General features: G+C 42.8%; 15 protein-coding genes and 1 tRNA gene. 4 read left to right on the forward strand and 12 right to left on the reverse strand.

The features are described from left to right. Positions 1–3: 3 nt before the first annotated feature. From AAFH98_RS12190 to AAFH98_RS12200, 3 genes are all read left to right on the forward strand, one after another. Complete coding sequence (locus AAFH98_RS12190) at positions 4–1,530, forward strand: aldehyde dehydrogenase family protein (protein WP_342522996.1); 1,527 nt, start codon at positions 4–6, stop codon at positions 1,528–1,530. 105 nt (positions 1,531–1,635) lie between these two features. Continuing rightward, positions 1,636–2,505: an aldehyde dehydrogenase family protein gene (locus tag AAFH98_RS12195; RefSeq protein WP_342522997.1), complete on the forward strand. Its 870-nt coding sequence runs from the start codon at positions 1,636–1,638 to the stop codon at positions 2,503–2,505. A 14-nt stretch (positions 2,506–2,519) separates the two neighbouring features. Further along, positions 2,520–3,116, forward strand: coding sequence for an SPOR domain-containing protein (locus AAFH98_RS12200; protein ID WP_342522998.1), 597 nt, complete (start codon positions 2,520–2,522; stop codon positions 3,114–3,116). Between the two features lie 7 nt (positions 3,117–3,123). Here AAFH98_RS12200 and AAFH98_RS12205 read toward each other — a convergent pair whose 3' ends face one another. The 5 genes from AAFH98_RS12205 to AAFH98_RS12225 form a co-directional block, all read right to left on the reverse strand. Then, positions 3,124–6,027, reverse strand: coding sequence for a tetratricopeptide repeat protein (locus AAFH98_RS12205; protein WP_342522999.1), 2,904 nt, complete (start codon positions 6,025–6,027; stop codon positions 3,124–3,126). Positions 6,028–6,133: 106 nt separating this feature from the next. Next, on the reverse strand, positions 6,134–7,228 hold the full coding sequence (gene ychF, locus AAFH98_RS12210) for a redox-regulated ATPase YchF (protein ID WP_342523000.1): 1,095 nt from the start codon (positions 7,226–7,228) through the stop codon (positions 6,134–6,136). Between the two features lie 45 nt (positions 7,229–7,273). After that, positions 7,274–7,939: a metallophosphoesterase family protein gene (locus AAFH98_RS12215; RefSeq protein WP_342523001.1), complete on the reverse strand. Its 666-nt coding sequence runs from the start codon at positions 7,937–7,939 to the stop codon at positions 7,274–7,276. A 12-nt stretch (positions 7,940–7,951) separates the two neighbouring features. After that, on the reverse strand, positions 7,952–8,416 hold the full coding sequence (gene nusB / locus AAFH98_RS12220; RefSeq protein WP_342523002.1) for a transcription antitermination factor NusB: 465 nt from the start codon (positions 8,414–8,416) through the stop codon (positions 7,952–7,954). Between the two features lie 138 nt (positions 8,417–8,554). Further along, positions 8,555–8,629 (reverse strand) — tRNA-Val (locus AAFH98_RS12225). A 192-nt stretch (positions 8,630–8,821) separates the two neighbouring features. Between AAFH98_RS12225 and AAFH98_RS12230 the strand changes: the two genes are divergently transcribed. Then, positions 8,822–9,736: a c-type cytochrome gene (locus AAFH98_RS12230; RefSeq protein ID WP_342523003.1), complete on the forward strand. Its 915-nt coding sequence runs from the start codon at positions 8,822–8,824 to the stop codon at positions 9,734–9,736. 133 nt (positions 9,737–9,869) lie between these two features. Here the strand turns inward: AAFH98_RS12230 and AAFH98_RS12235 are convergent, their stop codons facing one another. The 7 genes from AAFH98_RS12235 to AAFH98_RS12265 all read right to left on the reverse strand — a co-directional run bounded on the left by AAFH98_RS12235 (position 9,870) and on the right by AAFH98_RS12265 (position 20,443). Next, positions 9,870–11,348 (reverse strand): efflux transporter outer membrane subunit, encoded by a 1,479-nt coding sequence (locus tag AAFH98_RS12235; protein WP_342523004.1) that lies wholly within the window; start codon positions 11,346–11,348, stop codon positions 9,870–9,872. Next, positions 11,345–14,497 (reverse strand): efflux RND transporter permease subunit, encoded by a 3,153-nt coding sequence (locus tag AAFH98_RS12240; protein WP_342523005.1) that lies wholly within the window; start codon positions 14,495–14,497, stop codon positions 11,345–11,347. Before AAFH98_RS12240 ends, AAFH98_RS12235 begins: the two co-directional genes overlap by 4 nt. 44 nt (positions 14,498–14,541) lie before the next feature. Next, complete coding sequence (locus AAFH98_RS12245; protein WP_342523006.1) at positions 14,542–15,729, reverse strand: efflux RND transporter periplasmic adaptor subunit; 1,188 nt, start codon at positions 15,727–15,729, stop codon at positions 14,542–14,544. Positions 15,730–15,788: 59 nt separating this feature from the next. Beyond that, positions 15,789–16,235 carry a MarR family winged helix-turn-helix transcriptional regulator gene (locus tag AAFH98_RS12250; protein ID WP_342523007.1) on the reverse strand — a complete coding sequence of 149 codons (447 nt, stop codon included), beginning with the start codon at positions 16,233–16,235 and terminating at the stop codon, positions 15,789–15,791. 289 nt (positions 16,236–16,524) lie between these two features. Next, complete coding sequence (locus tag AAFH98_RS12255) at positions 16,525–17,568, reverse strand: UDP-glucose--hexose-1-phosphate uridylyltransferase (RefSeq protein ID WP_342523008.1); 1,044 nt, start codon at positions 17,566–17,568, stop codon at positions 16,525–16,527. Between the two features lie 30 nt (positions 17,569–17,598). Further along, the gene (locus tag AAFH98_RS12260) at positions 17,599–18,780 is read right to left on the reverse strand and encodes a galactokinase (RefSeq protein WP_342523009.1); all 1,182 of its coding nucleotides are present in this window, start codon (positions 18,778–18,780) and stop codon (positions 17,599–17,601) included. A gap of 25 nt (positions 18,781–18,805) precedes the next feature. Further along, positions 18,806–20,443, reverse strand: coding sequence for a sodium/sugar symporter (locus AAFH98_RS12265; RefSeq protein ID WP_342523010.1), 1,638 nt, complete (start codon positions 20,441–20,443; stop codon positions 18,806–18,808). Positions 20,444–20,470: the final 27 nt, after the last annotated feature.

A 20,470-nucleotide genomic window follows, 5' to 3' on the forward strand; every position in this document is an offset into this window, starting at 1 on the left:
AATATGTCTGAGAATACAAAAACAGCTGATCAAGAAACGATAGAAGAAAAGCCTTATAAACCGTCATCCCCCAGTTCTAAATTAAATTTTGATGGGTTATGGGAGTATGATGATGCTCCCCAAAGTGCTGACTTTGCAGAATATAAAGATCAGTATGAGCTTTTTATTGACGGCGAATTTGTGGCTCCCGAAAAAGGACGCTATTTCGACTCCTTAAATCCGGCCACGGAAGAAAAACTAACCTCTTTCGCTGAGGCAACACAACAAGATGTTGATAAAGCGGTAAAAGCAGCACGTAAAGCTTTTGATAAACGCTGGTCTACGTTACCCGCTAAAGAACGAGGTAAGTATATTTTCCGCATTGCCCGACTCATCCAGGAACGGGCCCGTGAGTTTTCCGTTCTCGAAAGTATGGATGGAGGTAAACCTATTCGAGAGTCCCGCGATGTGGATATTCCCTTGGCAGCTGCGCATTTTTTCTATTATGCAGGTTGGGCCGACAAACTCGATTATGCTTTCCCCGGCAAAAGGGCTGAACCTTTAGGGGTGGCAGGACAGGTTATTCCCTGGAATTTCCCCTTATTGATGTTGGCCTGGAAAATAGCTCCCGCCCTGGCAACAGGAAATACGGTTGTACTGAAACCGGCTGAAACAACATCGCTGACTGCACTAAAATTTGCAGAACTTTGTCGGGATGCCGGCCTCCCTGATGGCGTAGTTAATATTGTTACCGGGGCTGGACAAACGGGCTCAGCTATTGTCAACCACGATGATATCGACAAAATTGCTTTTACCGGTTCTACTGAGGTTGGAAAAATTATTAAAAAATCACTGGCAGGTACCGACAAACGCTATACGCTTGAATTAGGCGGAAAGGGACCTAACATTATTTTTGAGGATGCGCCTTTAGATCAGGCGGTCGAAGGTATTATCAATGCGATCTTCTTTAACCAGGGACATGTATGCTGCGCAGGATCAAGGCTATTTGTACAGGAAGGTGTTGCTGACAAGGTAATTCAAAAGCTTCGCGACCGCATGGATACGCTTATTGTGGGCGACCCGTTAGATAAAAACACAGATATCGGTGCCATCAACTCCGAGCAACAATATAATAAAGTTAATGAGTACCTGGAGGTTGGCGTAAATGAAGGCGCTGATATGTACCAAAGTAAGTGTAAAATTCCAGAGAAAGGATATTTTTGTCGCCCTACCCTCTTTACTAATGTAGCACAATCAAATCGGATTGTTCAGGAAGAGATTTTCGGACCAGTACTTACGATCCAGACCTTCCGAACAGCTGAGGAAGGTATCCAAAAAGCCAATAACACGCCCTATGGATTGGCCGGCGGGGTATGGACTGATAAAGGTTCCAAAATATTTAAAACCGGCAGCAAAATCCGCAATGGCGTGGTCTGGTCAAATACCTATAACAAATTTGATCCCACCTCACCATTTGGCGGCTATAAAGAAAGCGGCGAAGGTCGCGAAGGTGGGCTGCAGGGATTGTATCCTTATGTGAAATTGAAATAGAATTATAATTGAACACAAATAACACGGATTAGACAGATAATCACAGATTAATCTGTGAAAATTCGTTAGATCAGCTAAATCCGTGTTCTATCCAAATTTATTGTTATGTCTGACAGAATAGAAGTTTCGAAAACCTATAAAACATACGTGGGCGGTAATTTTCCACGCACCGAATCGGGACGATATTACAAAGTCTACGACGGCGATGACAATATTTTGGCCAACGCCTGCCAATGCTCCCGAAAAGACGTTCGGGATGCTGTTGTAGCTGCACGCAAAGCACAGGCCGGGTGGAATGGTCGTACCGCTTACAACCGCGGACAAATTTTGTATCGCATTGCCGAGATGCTCGAAACCCGAAAGGCACAATTTATAGAAGAGCTCGAAACCATTGGCTATAAAACCAAAAAAGCCAAAGAAGAAGTGATCGCCTCCATCGATCGCCTGATCTACTATGCAGGCTGGTCGGACAAATATCAGCAAGTATTCGGTACGATAAATCCTGTTGCAAGCTCACACTTTAATTTTTCAATGCCCGAACCCACCGGTGTCGTCAATATCTGGGCGCCCGAAGATCGCCCCCTTTTAGGATTGGTTTCCGTGATGGCACCCGTCATTATTGGTGGCAATACTTGTATTATTCTGGCATCCGAAAAGTATCCATTGAGTGCAGTCAGTTTTGCAGAGGTTCTTAATTCATCAGACGTACCCGGCGGAGTGGTAAACATTCTTACGGGCCATCGTGATGAGCTCTTGGAACACATGACAACCCATAAAGATGTTAACGCTTTCTTTTATACAGATCCTGATATTGATCCAGAACAAAGGAAACAAATTGATGAAAATACAACTACAAATCTTAAAAGAGTTCGGTACAAACCGATAGATGATTGGCTTTCTGATGAAGCCCAATCGCCCTATTTCATTACTGATTTCCAAGAAACAAAAACAACCTGGCACCCTGTCGGTTACTAAAAAAACTGTATACCATGTTTCGCACATTTTGGATCACAATTCTTTTAACGATTGCGGTGGGACTTTTGATAAGCTGTAAAAGCACCGAAGAAACTACCCAAGAGCAGGACAAACCTATTGTAACAGAAGAAGAAACTTCAGACTCTGAAGCTATTGCCCTTTTGGATAATACCCGCAGTCAATTGAATCATGTTTATCTTACCCAAAAGCAGGATATTCCGGAAATATATTTGAAAGCAGATTCTTCGAAAGAGGAAATAAACAGAAACCCATATGACGGATTTCGTATTCAAATTTTATCGACCCGAAAGGTAGAGTATGCTGATTCTGTTGCCAACTCATTTCGTATGTGGGCTGATACAACTATTACTGGTTACTCGGCAGATGCATATGTCTCATTCCGTCAACCCTATTACAAAGTTCATATCGGTGATTTCCAACAGCGTAATCAGGCTAACCAATTTTCGCGCCTAATCAAGCCTAAGTATCCCGATGCCTGGGTGGTACATGATCGTATTGAACCTGCCAACGTCCCCGCTGATACGGCAACGTTTCAAATCAAAAAACCTGAGCCACTATCGGCAGATTCGCTAAACACCGAAGATAACTGAGCAACTTTTAAATTGCTTCCATGAAATCGGGACCCAATGGAACTGTAAGTTGATCACTCTCATCCATTAATTCTGATTTCTCCTCTTCCCTGCCCTCATCATCAAGTATCGACATCAGTAAGACCCTTGCTTTCAAATGGTACGGATTTTTTGACAGGGCTTCTCTCAACACTGATTTCGCTTTTTCAACATTACCACTGTTTACGGCTAACAAGGCATTTGTATAATTAAGTGAAGCCTGCTCTACAGGTAACGTTACGTCAATGGAATTGATGATTTCTTCGGCAGTTTCCACTTGATCTAATTTCAGCAAGAGCCGTGCTTTCAATAACTGATCTTCGACATTAAGCTTATTGGTTCGTGCTTGAACCAACATCTTTTTTGCCTGCTCTCTATCATTATTTTGCAGGTGAACATGTGCTCTACGCAACGCATAATCAGCCCGCTCGTTTCCGGCCGACTCCAAAATACGCTGCCCTTCCTGTAGTATTGATTCCGCTTTCTCCAGCTGTTTCGCTTTAATTAATGCATCGCTATACATCAAGCGGTATGAAAAATTTTGAGGATTCTGGTCCACCAGTGACTCGAAAAAACCAATCGCTTCAGCAGAATAGCCAATACCGCTTCGCATCACATAATAATCAGCTTCGGCTTCTTCTTTCCGGTCACGTAAATACGTTGAAATGGTAGGCCCCTCCTCGACATATTGTTTAGCAACTTCCAGTGCCTTACCCATTTGTCCATATTGATAATAACGATCGCGCTGAATGCGGTTTAGTTGAGCACGCTCGGCTAAATCCTTTTCAAGCTTTTCAGCTTCATCAAACAACGAAGCCTGCCGCTCTATAGAATCATCAAAAGACAATTCTCCACGTAATCCTTTCTGATGTAACACCTCAGCCTCAGTTACATATACCGGGGCATAATTCGAATCCAACGACCTGGCCTTGGCTACTTGTTTATCAGCTATGTTAAAATTTCCTTCCTCAGCCTCTACTTCTGCATATTCTAAAATAGCCGGTATATAATCAGCGCTATAAGAAAGAGCCGTATCAAGATGAGCCTTTGACGCATCTGATGAACGTTCTGCGAGCGCCAGATAGGTTTGCGCCCAGTTGTCATCGAAGACCTCCTCGTTACCCGACAGATACTCTTGCTGCTTGCTCAACAGAGAATCCAAAAAAGCATAAAAGTTCGGATCTTTTTCACGAATATATTCCCGAGTATTCATTGATTTGTGATTCAGTGGGTGCACCTTTTTCTCTGATAAAAATCCTGCATATCCTTGAGCAAAAAACTCGCTCTCATTGTTGGCCGCGTAATAATCGAGTGTATGATCATTTCTCATCGCATCATAGTATAAAGCTCGAATACGTCGATCTTCGCGATCCGTCAAAATTCGTCCATGATACAAATGGGCATACTCATGCGCCAACACGTTCCGCTCCAGATGAGCGCCTCGTTCAAGATACTCAATGCCCGTAGCCCCACTGCCAACACCGCGGATATCCATCCACTGGCGATTATCAAAAGTAGTACCATACCGAAAGTAGTTGTTATCCATCGCCTCGGCCAAATCAATATGTAATGGCGGAATGGCAAAGTCAGATCCAAATTTATCAATCATAGGTAAATATGCCTTACTTGGACCAATTTGCTGGGCAATCATTTTCGTTACCCGATCACCGGGATAATATTGCGCATCAGGAAACACATCATAAAAAACGCCGCCTGTAGCCGGTACCGGTGTTTGCGCTATAGAATCCTCCAGCGCTTCAAATTCATCCAGCTGCTCAAATTGCCGCTGTTTGATAACCGCCGCCAATCCATTATGGGCTGGACCATAATTCTGTTTCTCTTCTAAGACACGTTCAAAAATTGCTTGAGCTGAATCTAATCGTGTATCGCGTTCCCTATCGTAAGCCATATAATAAATAGATCCGCGTGTCATAGCCGGCAATATAGATTTGGGATATTCCCCTCCCACCGTACGGGTGATCTCAATAGCTTCTTCAAGCTGATTTTCTGCAATTAGTCCCTCACTTTTATCTAATAAGCTACGGACCGTACTGTCGGTGGGTTGTGTGTAATCTGCATACGTTAGGTTGGTATGACCGTTGCCAAAATGCCAATGCGTAAGGTAGTGCAATGGATTTACCTCCAACGCTAAATTCCATTGCGCTGCCATATTATCGAGTTGGGTAGCATCTACCCTACGCCAAATCGCGTATCCATAGCTGAAACGGGCATCGGCATCAAAAGGAGCAATAGATAACGCTTTTTGCAAGGGTGCTTCAGCCTTTTGGGGGTTTTGAGACCAAAAATGTGCTTCCGATTCAAGCCAATATCCACCGGCAAAATTGGAATCCCACCGTTGTATTTTTTGGGCCCACTGTAACGCTCCGTTATAATTGCGATTTAGTAGCGCAATCTTTCCTCGAATAAATCCAGCTTCTGGATCTTTTGCCTCTAATCCCAATAACTTTTTCGCTTTTTGATCTGCGTGATTCAGCCTCCAGGCCTGGATATCGAGCTCAGCCTGTAACAACAATGCTTCGCGGTTATCGGGCTGGTTCTGTAAAACAGATGATACAATCTGCTCAGCTTCTGTATATTGATGTTTTTTGATCAACAGACGTGCTTCTACAAGCGCCATCGGGATGTCGGTTTGCTCAACCTCCGACAGATAAGATTCGGCTTCATCCCAAAGTCCAAGCGTAATCAACTTTTGGATACTTTCGGAAGTGACTTCTTGTTCTACCTGCTGTAACGCCTGTTCCCGCTGTTGAACTAACAGCTCACGGGCGTCATCAACATTATTGACATGTGACTTAGGCTCGTCGGCACATCCAGCAACAAAAAGAAGTACTGATAAAAAGAGTAGTAGCTTTCGGGTAAGTGACCAAAACATTTTTGTGGGCTTTAGCTTAACTGTTGATAGAACAATATTAAACTAAAGACACCACCAGAAAGCAAACCGTATGCTGTAAAAGAGCGTAAATTATAGCCGTATTAGTTTATACATTAAACCGAAATAGCATCACATCGCCATCCTGCACGATATAATCTTTACCCTCCTGACGCATTTCGCCGGCATCTTTAACCGCTTTTTCGGAACCAAGCTCCTTATACGTTTCATAACTAACTGTTTCAGCACGAATAAATCCATGTTCAAAATCACTGTGAATGACACCCGCAGCTTCTGGAGCTTTGGCTCCTTTTCGAACGGTCCAGGCTCGCGTTTCTTTTGGTCCGGTTGTGAAATAAGTAATTAACCCAAGTTCTTTGTAAGCCGCTCGAATGAGTCGCTCCAGGCCGGCATCTTCAACCCCAAGCTCTTCTAAAAACATCGCTCGTTCTTCTTCATCAAGCTCCGCAATCTCCTCTTCAATTTTGGCGCAGAATGTCACAACCTCATCATCAAAACGTGCAGCAATGTCTCTGACTTCATCTACCCATTTATTGCCCGAATTAAGATCATCCTCTGACACATTGCACGCATAAAGCACTGGCTTCTCTGATAATAAGAAAAGCTCTTTATAAGCTTTTCGCTCCTCGTCACCGGCATCAAAAGTTCGTGCGGCATTGCCATTTTCGAGATGTTCTTTTAGGCGTTGTACGATCTCCATGCGGCGGATATCCTCTTTTTCGCCACTTTTGGCATCGCGTTTAAGCCCTTCCAGACGCTTCTCTACCGACTCAAGATCCTTTAAAATAAGCTCGTCTTCGATGATATGTACATCACGAGTGGGATTTACATCTCCTTCGACATGAACCACATTATCATCATCAAAACAACGAACAACGTGAACAATCAAATCGACTTCACGAATATGAGAAAGGAACGCATTGCCCTTTCCTTTGCCCTCTGATGCCCCCTTTACCAATCCCGCAATATCGACAAACTCAACACTGGTTGGTATTTTTTCTTCCGATCCAACGATATCATAAAGGGTATCTAACCGCTCATCCGGAACGGGAACTACTCCTACATTGGGATCAATTGTACAAAACGGGAAATTTGCGGCATCAGCACCGGCATCACTTAACGCATTAAACAAAGTAGACTTTCCTACATTCGGAAGCCCTACAATTCCACATCGTAAACTCATGTATTACAGTAAATTAAAAATATTAGTCAATTAGTTAATAACTGCTCAGTCAAGGGCAGTCTGTTGTATAAATTCTTCTTCGGGTAATTTTACCGCGGTAAGTTTTCCGTATCCCACGCGGTCAAAAACGCAGCCGGTATCAATACCAATCATTTTATCTTTCTGTACTGGTTTGGGACGCGGCGTGTGTCCAAAAACCACGGTTTTTTCCCAGGGCGTTTCGAAGGCATTTAAATGTGATCGCTCCCAAAGGAATTCCTGTAGCTCCTTTTCATCTTTAATACTTTCGGCAATCGTTTTAGCTGGAGATAATCCCGCGTGGACAAAAAAGTAATTCTCCGTTTCGTAATACAGGCGTGTACTTTCGTAAAACTTTCTGTGAGACTCAGGTAACGAAAGTGTATCACCATTTGCGTTATAGGACTTAATCGTCTCCCGTCCCCCGTTCATCATCCACATACTCTTGCTGCCCTTTTGAAAGGAATCCAAAAGCATTTGCTCATGATTCCCGCGCAGAAATACACAGTCAACGTTCTCTTTAAAGTCCAACAGATAATCAACAACTTGTTTTGAACCGGGACCACGATCAATATAATCACCAACAAAAATAAACTGCCGATCATAATACGACTCCAGTTTATCCAAGAGTGCCTTCATGCTATGAAAACAACCGTGGATATCACCTATTGCGATATATTTACGTTCACTCACAATTCGTAGGCTCTATGATTTAAAAGACGACTCAATTAGTCCACGTCCTTTTTTGTTGATACGCCCATCTTCCTGCAGCTGTTCCAAAGCAGAGTCCAAAATACCGTTGATAAAATTACCGGACTTCTTAGTAGAATACTTTTTGGCAATCTCTATGGCTTCATTAATAGACACCTTGGTTGGGATCTGTTCGTAAAACAGAAACTCGGCAATTGCCATTCTAAGTAGCAGACGATCAATCGCATTTAGACGTTCCAATCGCCAGTTATTTAGATGATTCTTAATTACTTCATCAATTTCATCTTGGTTATTAACAATCTTTAAAAAGAGACGTTCTCCAAATTTAAAGGTCTCTGAATCATCTGACAATTGGCTTTTAATAACCGATTGTATCACATCTTTCCACTTACCTTTACCAATTTCAATAGCATATAATGCTTGTAAAACTGCTTCTCGTGCTTCTCTGCGTTGGGCCATTGTCTATATACCAGTATCCGTTAATTCATTGTTCTCAATGTACGAAATATTTCCGGGATGCAATTTCGCAGCTGAGACCGTACTCTTAAAAAATGAAAAAGCCTGTAATACCCAATGGGCAACAGGCTTTGCTGTGTGTGGGTGCTACTGGATTCGAACCAGTGACCTCATGCGTGTCGGGCATGCGCTCTAAACCAACTGAGCTAAGCACCCATATCTGGATTGATCAATACATCAATTCAAGAGCGCTAAATATACACATCTTTTACCATTGATAACAACCTTTATTCACCAAAATATTTGATTAACGCTACCAGTAAAAGGATTATTAATTTTGATGGTCGAACGAACTCTTACATTTTCTTTTATTGGAATGAGTATTCAAATCTTAATGAATATAAGCTTATGAAGCTATCAGAAATATATCTCTCATTCACTATTGTGATTTTGTTGGCCTTTTTAACGGGATGCCAAATCGGAGATTCCTCACATATGAGCGCTTCTCAACAACAGCAAATGGCAACTGAGTTTGATGAGATGCATCAATCATTTGAGACGTTGATGAAAACCTATCAACATGATACCACCCAGATTCCCCAGGAACTGCGCACTTTATACCCTCGAATCCAAGCGATGCATCAGAAAATGAGTGAAAATCACAATCATACTATGACAAATCATAGACAAACTATGGATCATGATGGTGAGGGGCAACAAATGACAAGACAATCCATGCACTCCAGAATACAAGACCGCATGACAGGAGAATGGTACAGCCAGATGATAAGCATGCACCAACAAATGGAGTATGAACATCAACAAAGGGGAAATAAAGAGATAGCCCAACAGCACCGGCAACAAAGTAAACATTTAAAACAACTCTTGGAGATCATGCCTGTTCCAAAGCAATTGGAAGAGAAACCGGTCAACCAACAAGGCAATCCGAACATGCTGAATGGAGCAAATCTTTACGCCCAACACTGTGCCTCATGTCATGGAAGTAATGGGCAAGGCTTCGGCAATACCTTTCCTCCACTGGTTAATTCAAAATGGATAACCGGTGATAAATCTATTCCCGTGCGTATTGTCCGCGATGGACTAACAGGAGATATTGAAGTTAATGGAACAACGTATCGGGGAACCATGCCTGCATTTAAGGCTCGTTTAAGTCTTGCTGAAATTGCCGCAACTATTAATTATCTAAGAGAACAAAGCACAGGCGATTATCTTGATATTACCCAAGAAGAGATTATTCAAATCTTCAACTCGTATAACGATCGAACGGATCCATGGCAACCTGAAGAGCTATTAGGTGAGTAGCTAAAAATTTTGTTACTTAGCTGACTTAAAAAAGAAAGCCGCACCTTTCACAGTGCGACTCTCGTTAGGGATTCACAGTAGGTGGTTAAGCTACTGTGCTATAGGTTAGGTTATGAGACAAAATTACTTCAAGTTAGTTTTCTTCATTTTGTTGGATGATATTCTTGTTCCATCCCCCGCCCAGGGCGCGATAAAGCTCTACGCCAGCGGTTAATTGTTGCAATTGATTATTGATATCGGATAGCTGGGCTGATAAATAATTTTGTTGGGCTGTTAGTACTTCGGTGTAATTGGCTTCGCCATATTGTAACAGCTCGCGTGAGTATTCAACGGCATTTTCAAGGGCGTTAAGTTGTTTTGTAGTTAACTCTTTCTTCTCTTCGGCATTTTTAAATTTGCTTAACGCATTTGAGACCTCGCTACTGGCATTTATCACCGTGCTCCGAAGTTCCAATTTAGCCTGCTGCTGACGAGCCTTACTACGTTTCAACTGGGCCTTGTTTTGCCCCCTGTTAAATATCGGCTGGGTAACACCGGCAATAAGATTATAGAATATGGATCCCGGCTGAAAGAGATCATCAGTTTGCAGACTTTGATATCCCCCTTCTGCTGTAAGCTGTAACGAAGGATAAAATTGTGCCCGAGCATTGTTTGTCAGCTCAAAAGCACTCCGAAAAGAATGCTCTGCAGCAATAATATCAGGACGATTTCTGAGCAGTTGAGCCGGTACGCCGGTAGCAAGAGAATCAATAACTGTTTGCTTGTCCAAGCTACTACGCTCAATATCACCTGGAGAACGTCCCAGCAAAATGCTGAGTGCATGCTCTTGTTCTGTAATTTGTTGACGCAATTCCGGTAAGGTCACCTCAGCGGCATATCGGTTGGCAATACTTTGCTGTAACGAAACTCCCGTTACTAACCCACTTTCCTGCAAACTCCTGATGGCTTCAACATCCTGTCGGCGGTTTTCAACTGTTTCTTTGGTAATTTCAAGCTGCTCATCAAGGGCCAACAACCGGTAGTAGGTATTTGCCACTTGTGCAATGAGCCGGGTTTGCACAGCCCGACGAGTAGCCTCTGCCTGTAACAAAGCAGCATAGCTTGCTTTCTTGGCGCTTGTCAATTTTCCCCAAACATCGAGTTCCCAACTTGAACTTGCCGATACTGAATATCGTTCACTGGCTGGAATGGATCCCGTTCCCATGCCCCCCAAACTGTTGGCATTATCAGATTGTTCATTATAAGAGGCATTTGCGCCTAAAGACAAGGTTGGCAGCATACTCATTCGCCCCTGATAGAAATCGGCCTCAGCAACTCGAATTTGCTCGATAGCACTCCGGAGTTCAAGGTTGTTTTCCAACGCTTCTTCAATAAGATCACGCAATTGGGAATCATTGAACACCTCTTGCCACGGCATATCAGCCAGCGTTGTGCTATCCATTTCTACTTGCTCGAAAGGATACAGATCTTTCGTCTGCATCTCGGGCTGCTCATACGATTTTGTGGCGATACATGACGACAGTGAAACCGTAATCACCAGCGCCGCTATGAGTGTTGAATAATGACGAGAAAGCATAAAATCAGTTAAATAATTTTTTAGTTCGTTTATCACGGATTCAGAATTTTTTCTCTACGCTTTGTAACGACTTCCGGCGGCCCCGAAATTTTCTCCTGCAATTTTTGGAAGATGATAAAGAGCACCGGAATGACCAACAATCCTACAAATGTACCGATGAACATTCCTCCTGCAGTACCTATCCCAATTGATTGATTCGCATTGGCATTGATGCCCGTTGCTAAAGCCAGTGGCAGCAAACCAGCGATAAAAGCAAAAGAGGTCATCAAGATAGGACGCAACCGTGCCTCGGCCCCATCAATAGCAGCCTTAACAATACTCATGCCCTCTTCTCGGCGCCGCTGAAGCCCAAACTCAACCACCAGAATCGCATTCTTAGCCAACAATCCCATTAACATAATGGCTGAAATCTGCAGATAGATATTATTGGCAACGCCGAAGATATTGGCGAAGATAAACGACCCCATTAAACCAATAGGAAGCGGCAAAATAACAGCCCAGGGAATCAAATAACTTTCGTATTGGGCACTCAACAAGAAATAGACAAACAACAGACAGAGCGCAAAAATAACGATCTCTTGTCCACTTGACTGACTTTCCTCCCGTGTAAGTCCAGAATACGCATAGGTATAATCCTCGGATATCTCTTCCGCAAAAATTTCTTCAATTGCCTGGATGGCATCTCCCGAACTATACCCAGGATTGGTAGCACCAGTCACTTCCACTGAATTAAAGAGATTAAATCGGGATACGTTTTGTGGTCCATATACCCGTTCAAGATCTACAAACGAACTCAAAGGAGCCATCTGCCCATTTTGATTACGGACCGAAATCTGCTGCAGACTCTCTTCCGAGCCGCGATCTTCGGCATCGGCCTGAACATAAACCCGATAAAGTTTACCAAATCGAGTAAAGTTGGATACATACAGTCCACCATAATACGACTGCATAACATTCATGATAGATTGTACCGAAAATCCGGCCCGCTGTGCCTTGGCAACATCAACATTTACCATATATTGCGGATAATCAGTCTGAAAATAGGACGTAGCATATTGTACCTCGGGACGTTGAAACAATTCTTGCTGAACTTTTTTACTCACTTGATCCAGCTCCTCAAGCGAACCACTGGACTGATCTTGAACATTAACCGTAAAGCCACTTGTGTTTCCAAAACCCGAAATCACCGGTGGAGCAAAGAAAACGATATCCGCCTCTTTAATACCCGATGTTTTTTGACGAAGTAGATTTATCGCTTCCTTAACATCGGTATCTCGATCATCCCAGTGCTTGAGCTTTCCAACAATAAATCCATACTGGCTTCCCGATCCACTAATGATACCAAATCCAGAAATGGCCAATCGGGATTCGATAACTTCTGTATTAGCCATAATTTCATCAACTTCGGCCATTACCTCTTTGGTTCGCTCCAATGAAGCGGAAGCTGGCAGGCTTACATTTGCAAAAAACGTTCCCTGGTCTTCATCAGGTACAAATCCCGTAGGTGTGGTCTGGAATAGCACTCCAAAGCCCAATATGGCCCCTATTACGATCGCTACTGCAGCCCAGGCATTACGAGTAAAAAATCCCAACACCTGACGATAGCGATATTTTCCCACATCAAATGCAGTATTAAAAGCAATGGCAAAACGATCGGTAAGGGACTTATTTTCGCCGATATGTTTGTGCTCGGGTTTCAAGACTAAAGCACACAACGCAGGACTTAACGTCAAGGCATTCACTGCTGATATGATAATAGCTGTTGCCAAGGTAATCCCAAACTGCTGAAAGAATACCCCTGTAGATCCGGTAATAAACGTTACAGGTACAAAAATAGCAGCCATCACCAGAGTAATGGAAACGATGGCACCAGCAATTTCATCCATCCCATCGATAGCCGCTTGCATACCCGATTCGGCCCCTTCCTCAAGTTTGGCATGAATAATTTCTACCACAATAATGGCATCATCTACTACAATTCCGATGGCCAGTACCAACGCAAACAGCGTTAATAAGTTGACACTATATCCAAACAGGTTAAGAAAGAAGAAAGTACCAATAATAGACACGGGAACGGCAATGGCAGGAATTAAGGTCGACCGCCAATCCTGCAAAAACACAAATACTACTATAAACACAAGGATGAAGGCCTCTAAAAAGGTCACAAATAATTTGTCAATGGAGGCCGTAAGAAAACTATTGGCGTCAAATACCGTCGTGTACTCAATGTCATCCGGAAAGTTTTCTGATGCAGCTTCAATTTCAGCCTTCACATTTTCGACCACTTCCTGGGCATTAGCTCCCGCTGTTTTAGATACAAACATACCCACACTGGGGCCCCCATTGGCCGTAGAGTGTACGCTATAGGTCTGCGATCCCAGCTCTACATCAGCTACGTCTTTCAAACGAAGCAATTCTCCATTTTCTGATCCCTCACGAATAATAATATCTTCATATTCTTCTGCAGTAGAAAAACGCCCCTTGTACTTCATCGTATACTGAAATGCTTGCCCACTGTTTTCTCCAATAGAGCCAGGAGCTGCCACAAAACTCTGATCATTCAATGCCGCTATAACATCTGAAGGAACCAAGTTGTACGAAGCCATCTTATCTGGCTTCATCCAAATCCGCATTGAATACGTATTTGCCCCAAAGGCATCGGCTGTTCCTACACCATTAACACGCTGCAGCCTTGGAATCAGATTAATCCGGGCATAGTTCTCCAAAAAGGTGCCATCATGTGTGCCATTGGGACTATACATCGTAAAGATGAGTAACCGACTTGTCTGCTCTTTCTGAGTCGTAACCCCTGTTTGTGTCACCTCCTGCGGGAGCAAATTGCTGGCCTGAGAAACTCGATTTTGCACATTTACCGCCGCGATATCTGGATCTGTTCCAAGCTCAAAATAAACCTGAATTTGGGCGCGACCATTATTACTCGCGGTAGAACTCATATAAGTCATCCCTTCTACCCCGTTTATCTGCTCCTCAAGAGGGGCAACCACACTATTCAGCACTGTTTCCGCATTGGCACCGGGATAGGTCGCCGACACCTGAATAGTAGGTGGAGCAATTTCAGGATACAATGAAACAGGTAATGCGTTATACCCCAGATATCCCAAAATCACAAGAATAATAGAAATAACCGTAGATAGTACCGGTCGCTGTATAAATCGTTTAATCATTATATCTAAATTCTAAACTAATAAAGCTTTTATGTTGTAGGCGATTATTCAGAATCCTTGAGAGATTGATACAAACTATCTGCATCAACAAGATTGGGCTTAATTGTCATCCCATCATCTAATTGACCAATCCCCGATGCAATAATTCGCCCTCCTTCCGAAAGCCCCTCGTCAACTACAAACAGTTGTTTCGTATCAACAGGTAATACCGACACCTCTCGACTTTCAATCGTATTGCTGTCTGTTACAACGTATGCAAATCGTTTATTTTGAATTTCATACGTCGCTTTTTTGGGAATGACGATAGCCGAATCCTGGTTAAAAGGAATTTCAACATTTCCTGATCCACCGCTACGTAAAATCTCCTGAGGATTAGGAAAAGTTGCACGAAAAGACGCCGAACCGGTTTCTCTATCAATCAATCCACTGGCAAGCTTAAGCGTACCTTGATGCTCATATTTCGTGTTATCGGCAAGCAGAAGGTTAACCTCTGGCATTTCTGCTACACGTTGTTGAACCGTTTTATTTCCCCCATCATCAGAAACAGTTTGTGCCATCTCCAAAAGCTCGCGCTCACTCATCGAAAAATAAGCGTAAACTTCAGAAATATCCGAAACAACCGTCATTGGTTGCGATATAGAACTATTTACTAAACTTCCGATGCGATACGGAATTGTTCCAATAATTCCATTAACCGGGCTTTTAACCTGGGTATATCCCAGATTAACCTCTGCATTTTTAAGCCGAGACTCGGCCTGTGCCAAAGCTGCTTGATTCGATTCCAATTCATTTTTGGCTGATTGCAACTGATATTGACTCACAATCTCTTTATCAACCAAATTCTGTTGGCGCTCAACCTCATCTTCAGCCGTACTTACCCTTGCCTTGGCTGCTTGAATATCTGCTTTAGCCGAACGCACCTCTTGTTTATACTCTTCATTATTCAGAGTGAAAAGCACCTGCCCTTTAGATACCAAGTCTCCTTCATCAACATGCATTTCAGTTATATATCCGGGCACACGCGGACGAACTTCCACCGTCTGCTTCCCTTCCAGCGTAGCAGGATAACTGCTTTTCAATTCGATACTTCGGGGCTGAAGCTCCAAAACAGAATATTGTTCAACCTGTTGTTGTCCCTGCTGTTGATTCGTCTCCCCACAAGAAACCATGAACAGTGGTAATACAACTACAATAATGATTAATATTTGTACTGAACGATACGTATTCTTCATTTCAAATTTGCCTGTTAACTGATTGATAATTTTTAAAATATTCAAGTTGATATAATCAACTATTTGCTTGTTAAAAATTTATACATCTTTGTAAGTGCATCTTCAAACTTGTCCATATCAATATTTTCAACCGTACTATTTACTTCTTCGTCAACCTGCTGGTCTACTTGACGAGCCTTTTCCAATACCTTCATGCCCGGTTTGGTAAGCAACAACAACTTTCGCCGCTTGTCCTCCTCATCTGTTACACGTGTAACAAAGTGATTCTGCTCGAGGCCATCGATGTGACGAACCATCGCTGATTTATCCCTATCAAGGGTATCAGCCAACTCCTGCAAAATTAACCCATCTTCGTTATCCAAAATATTTAGGATAAAAAACTGCTCAATAGTCAACTCAATACCCTCTTCATCAAAACGCTTTCTTAACGTTTTAATAATTTCTTTAACCACATAAGCCATGCGGCAACCGGTTGTTTCGCAGTACAATTTCTGATGTAAATCCATAATACATTTTCTGTTTAACAGCAGGACCCGTGAAGATAAATATATTTAGTTGATATAGTCAACTATTAACCTATAAAAATATTTATTTTAATATATTTTGCATTTGAACAGGTAAGATTTACTTGTTTTAAAAAGAAAAAGCCCGGTAGTTACCGGACTTTTAAAAGAAACACCGACGAGAAAATACCCCCCCTACCCAAATTGGGGGCATATTTACTTTGGAAAGCTAATCAATCGCCCTAAACCCCTGTTTTGCCAAAAGTTTTTCAAGCAAAACAGTTACCTATAACTACCTCTCTTTATAATGAACATCTGAAAGATCTTTAATTAGTTCAGCACTGGCTTCGGGTGTGATGTCGCGTTGTGGAGTACCCAACATCTCATATCCGACACGAAACTTTTTAACCGTTGCCGAACGCAGCAATGGCGGATAAAAATGCATGTGAAAATGCCACTCGGGATGATCTTTGCCGTCCGTTGGTGCTGGATGAAAACCTGCGGAATACGGAAAAGAAACTTCAAAAATGTTATCATACTTGACCGTAATCTGTTTTACGATATCAGCCAGCGCATCTTTCTCCTCCTCAGTCATATCTGTAAATCGGCCAAAGGGTCGACGACTGATGAGCAAGGTTTCGAAAGGCCAGAATGCCCAATATGGCACAACCACAGCGAAATGATCATTGGAGACCACAACACGTTCATCAAGCTCAAGCTCTACATCCAGATAATCCAATAACAAAGTTTTGCCATGCTCCTCGAAGTAGCTAATTTGTTGCCTTAACTCTTTTGACGCTTCATCGGGAATGGTCTGTTGTGCCCAAATCTGTCCATGCGGATGCGGATTACTACATCCCATAATTTCTCCTTTATTCTCAAAAATTTGTACGTAATTGATGTAATCCCGATTGCCCAGCTGTGTATATTCATTAACCCAAAGATCAACCACATCGCGAATTTGGGACATCTCCATCTCGGGCAATGTTAAATCATGGCGCGGCGAAAAACAGATAACTCTGCAAATACCCTTCTCCCCTTTTGTGACCAACAGATCATCAGTATTCAACTCCTCGGATGGTACATCTGGCTTAAGAGCACTAAAGTCATTCGTAAATACAAAAGTGGAATCATACTCCGGATTACTGGCATCCCCGGCTCGGTCGTTACCGGGACACAAATAGCACTCAGGATCATACTCTGGCTTTTCACTGCCCGGCGTTTCTTCCTCCTGTCCCTGCCACGGACGTTTTGCCCGATGCGGCGATACCTGTACCCATTCTCCTGTTAATGGATTCCATCTGCGGTGTGAGTGATTATCAAGGTCTAACGACATAAATCAATACGTATATTTAAGATCAAACAATTATTTAGAAGCCAGTTCCGACTGTTTCACTAAGTCTGTTCCCGCCGAAACTTTCGTCTGATAGATTTTAATTTCTTTACCCAGTTGTTTGTGATATTGCTCTTTTATCTGATCAGCAAACGATTCAACATGTTCTTCCTGCACCAAGTTGATGGTACAGCCGCCAAACCCACCACCCATCATGCGGGCGCCAAATACCCCTTCTAAATCGCGGGTAATACTCACTAACACATTTAACTCCTCGCAGCTCACCTCATACTCCAATTGTAACCCCGCATGCGACTGGTACATACGCTGACCAAAAGATTTCAAATCCCCTTTATGCAGATCTTCGCAAGCCTGAACTACGCGCTTATTTTCTTCCACCACAAACTTACAGCGTTTAAAGATAATTGGATCCATATCTTCCTCGTGACTCAGTAAAAACCGAAGTTCAACATCTCGCAGACTGGCAATATCGGAATCCCACTGCTGCAACGTTTCAATACCTTGTTCGCACTGTTTGCGGCGGACATTATATTCCGACGAGGCCAGCTCGCGGCGTACCTGGGTATCACACAATACAATCTGAAGATCATCCCTGTTAAAAGGAAAATATTCATAATCCAGTGTCCGACAATCCAGTTTTAAGGCATACCCTTCTTTCCCATTCAGGCTTGCAAACTGATCCATAATTCCACACTGTACGCCCACAAATTCGTTCTCCGCTTTTTGAGCAATTTTAGCCATCTCCACTGGTGGAACTTCCCACCCATGAAGTTTGGCCAATCCAAAAAGTACACCACCTTCCAGTGCTGCCGAAGACGACATTCCGGCCCCAATGGGTACATTTCCACCAAAGACGCAATCAAATCCCGAAACATCGTAGCCACTTTTATTAAGCTGATCTACTACCCCCAGAAGATAGTTCGGCCAACCTTGACCTGATTTCTCAATCGAATCAGAAATATCAGTTTCAAACTCCTCCTCTTTATCAATGGCATAAAACCGGCACGTATTGGTACCGTTAACATTAATTGCCAAATAAATAGCTTTATCCACCGCTGCGGGAAGTACAAATCCATCATTATAATCCGTGTGCTCCCCAATCAAGTTAACGCGCCCCGGTGACTTAATAAGGTTATATTCCTCACCAAAACGATCTTCAAATTCCTGTTTAATTCGCTGAATCAACTGCTCCATCAATCCTTAACTTTTATTATTTCACTTACCAAAATACGGCGTACAATACAGCAACGATGACTAAAATAACATAGGCCCCAATATTAAACGCCGGACTTGTTTTAAACATTTCGGATGTTGTATGTATCGCTTTTGGATCTTCATCCTTAGGATTGGTCGTTAAACTTACACCCATAATAATTACAATTGTAATGATGAGCGTATACAACATCTGATCCAAAAAGGGTAGCTGAACAGCCGGTGTTTTTAGGAACACTGCAACAACAATAGAAGATAAGACCCCGTAAATTGCCCCTTTTGATGTCGTTTTTTTCCAGAATAATCCCATCAAAAAGACAGCTAATATCCCGGGACTTACCATTCCTGTATATTCCTGAATGTACTGAAACACCTGGGGCACATTATCGAGCTGTGGCGCAACAATAATAGCTGTAATCAATGCAACCCCCGCTGATATCCGTCCCATGTTTACGGTCTGTTTATCCGTCGCATCTTGGTTAAAGTATGGAATATAAATATCCATCGTAAATATCGTAGCCACCGAATTGAGCATTGAAGCCATAGACGATACAATAGCCGCCGCAAGCGCTGCTACTACTAACCCCAAGAACCCCGGCGATAGAAAAACCTTCATAAGCCAAGGGTAGGCGTTATCATATTTAATGCTTCCATCGGCCTGAGTGAATACATCTACTACTCCCGAAATTTGGGTAGTTCCTTCGGGCTGGTTAAACAACACATAAACAATAATGCCGGGGATAACCACGATTAAAGGGATAATTAGCTTCAAAAAGCCTGCGAAAATAATACCCTTTTGTGACTCCTTCAATGATTTGGCAGCCAACGTACGCTGTATGATATATTGATTGAATCCCCAATAATATAAATTGGCCACCCACATACCACCAATTAGGACCGCAATACCAGGCAGATTACTAAATTCAGGATTCGATTGTTCCAAAATCATATCAAACTTATCGCCAGCCACGTCATAAAGGTGAGTAATGCCATTGATCAAACCGCCTTCGGGCGTAAGATTATAGAGGCCTGCAAACGTAACCACAAAACCTCCCAAAACCAGTAATCCAACCTGTAAAACATCCGTCCATGCTACCGCCGCAAGTCCGCCATATAGCGAATAAGCAGCTGCAATAACTGACAATCCAATAAGTGCGTACATCATCAGACTTCCATCGCCGGTACCCATAATGGTATCGAGCGCCAAAGCCCCTAAATAGAGCACAGTAGTCAGATTCACAAAGACAAACAGAGCAATCCAGAAAACGGCCAAGATCGTTTTAAGCGTAGTATTAAAGCGCTGTTCAACAAATTCCGGAATGGTGAAAATTTCTTTTTCGATAAAAATGGGCAACAGATACTTACCAACGATAATCAATGTGACCGCTGCCATCCATTCGTAAGAGGCAATAGCTAATCCCACTGCAAAACCGGAGCCGGACATTCCAATAATCTGCTCAGCCGAAATGTTGGCAGCAATCAGGGAAGCCCCAATAGCCCACCATGGCAAGGATTTCCCAGCCAAAAAATAGTCCTCAGCTGTTTTTTGATGTCCTTTTTCATCCCTCGAAACCCAGAGGCCAATAGCAACAATTGTTAAAGCGTAGGCACAAAAAACAATAGTATCAATTACAGAAAACTCCATAAAAACAGTTTATTTATTTTCAAATAA

Origin of the sequence: Fodinibius sp. Rm-B-1B1-1, assembly GCF_038594945.1 — a bacterium.
In the GTDB taxonomy this organism is placed as follows: Bacteria; Bacteroidota; Rhodothermia; order Balneolales; family Balneolaceae; genus Fodinibius; species Fodinibius alkaliphilus.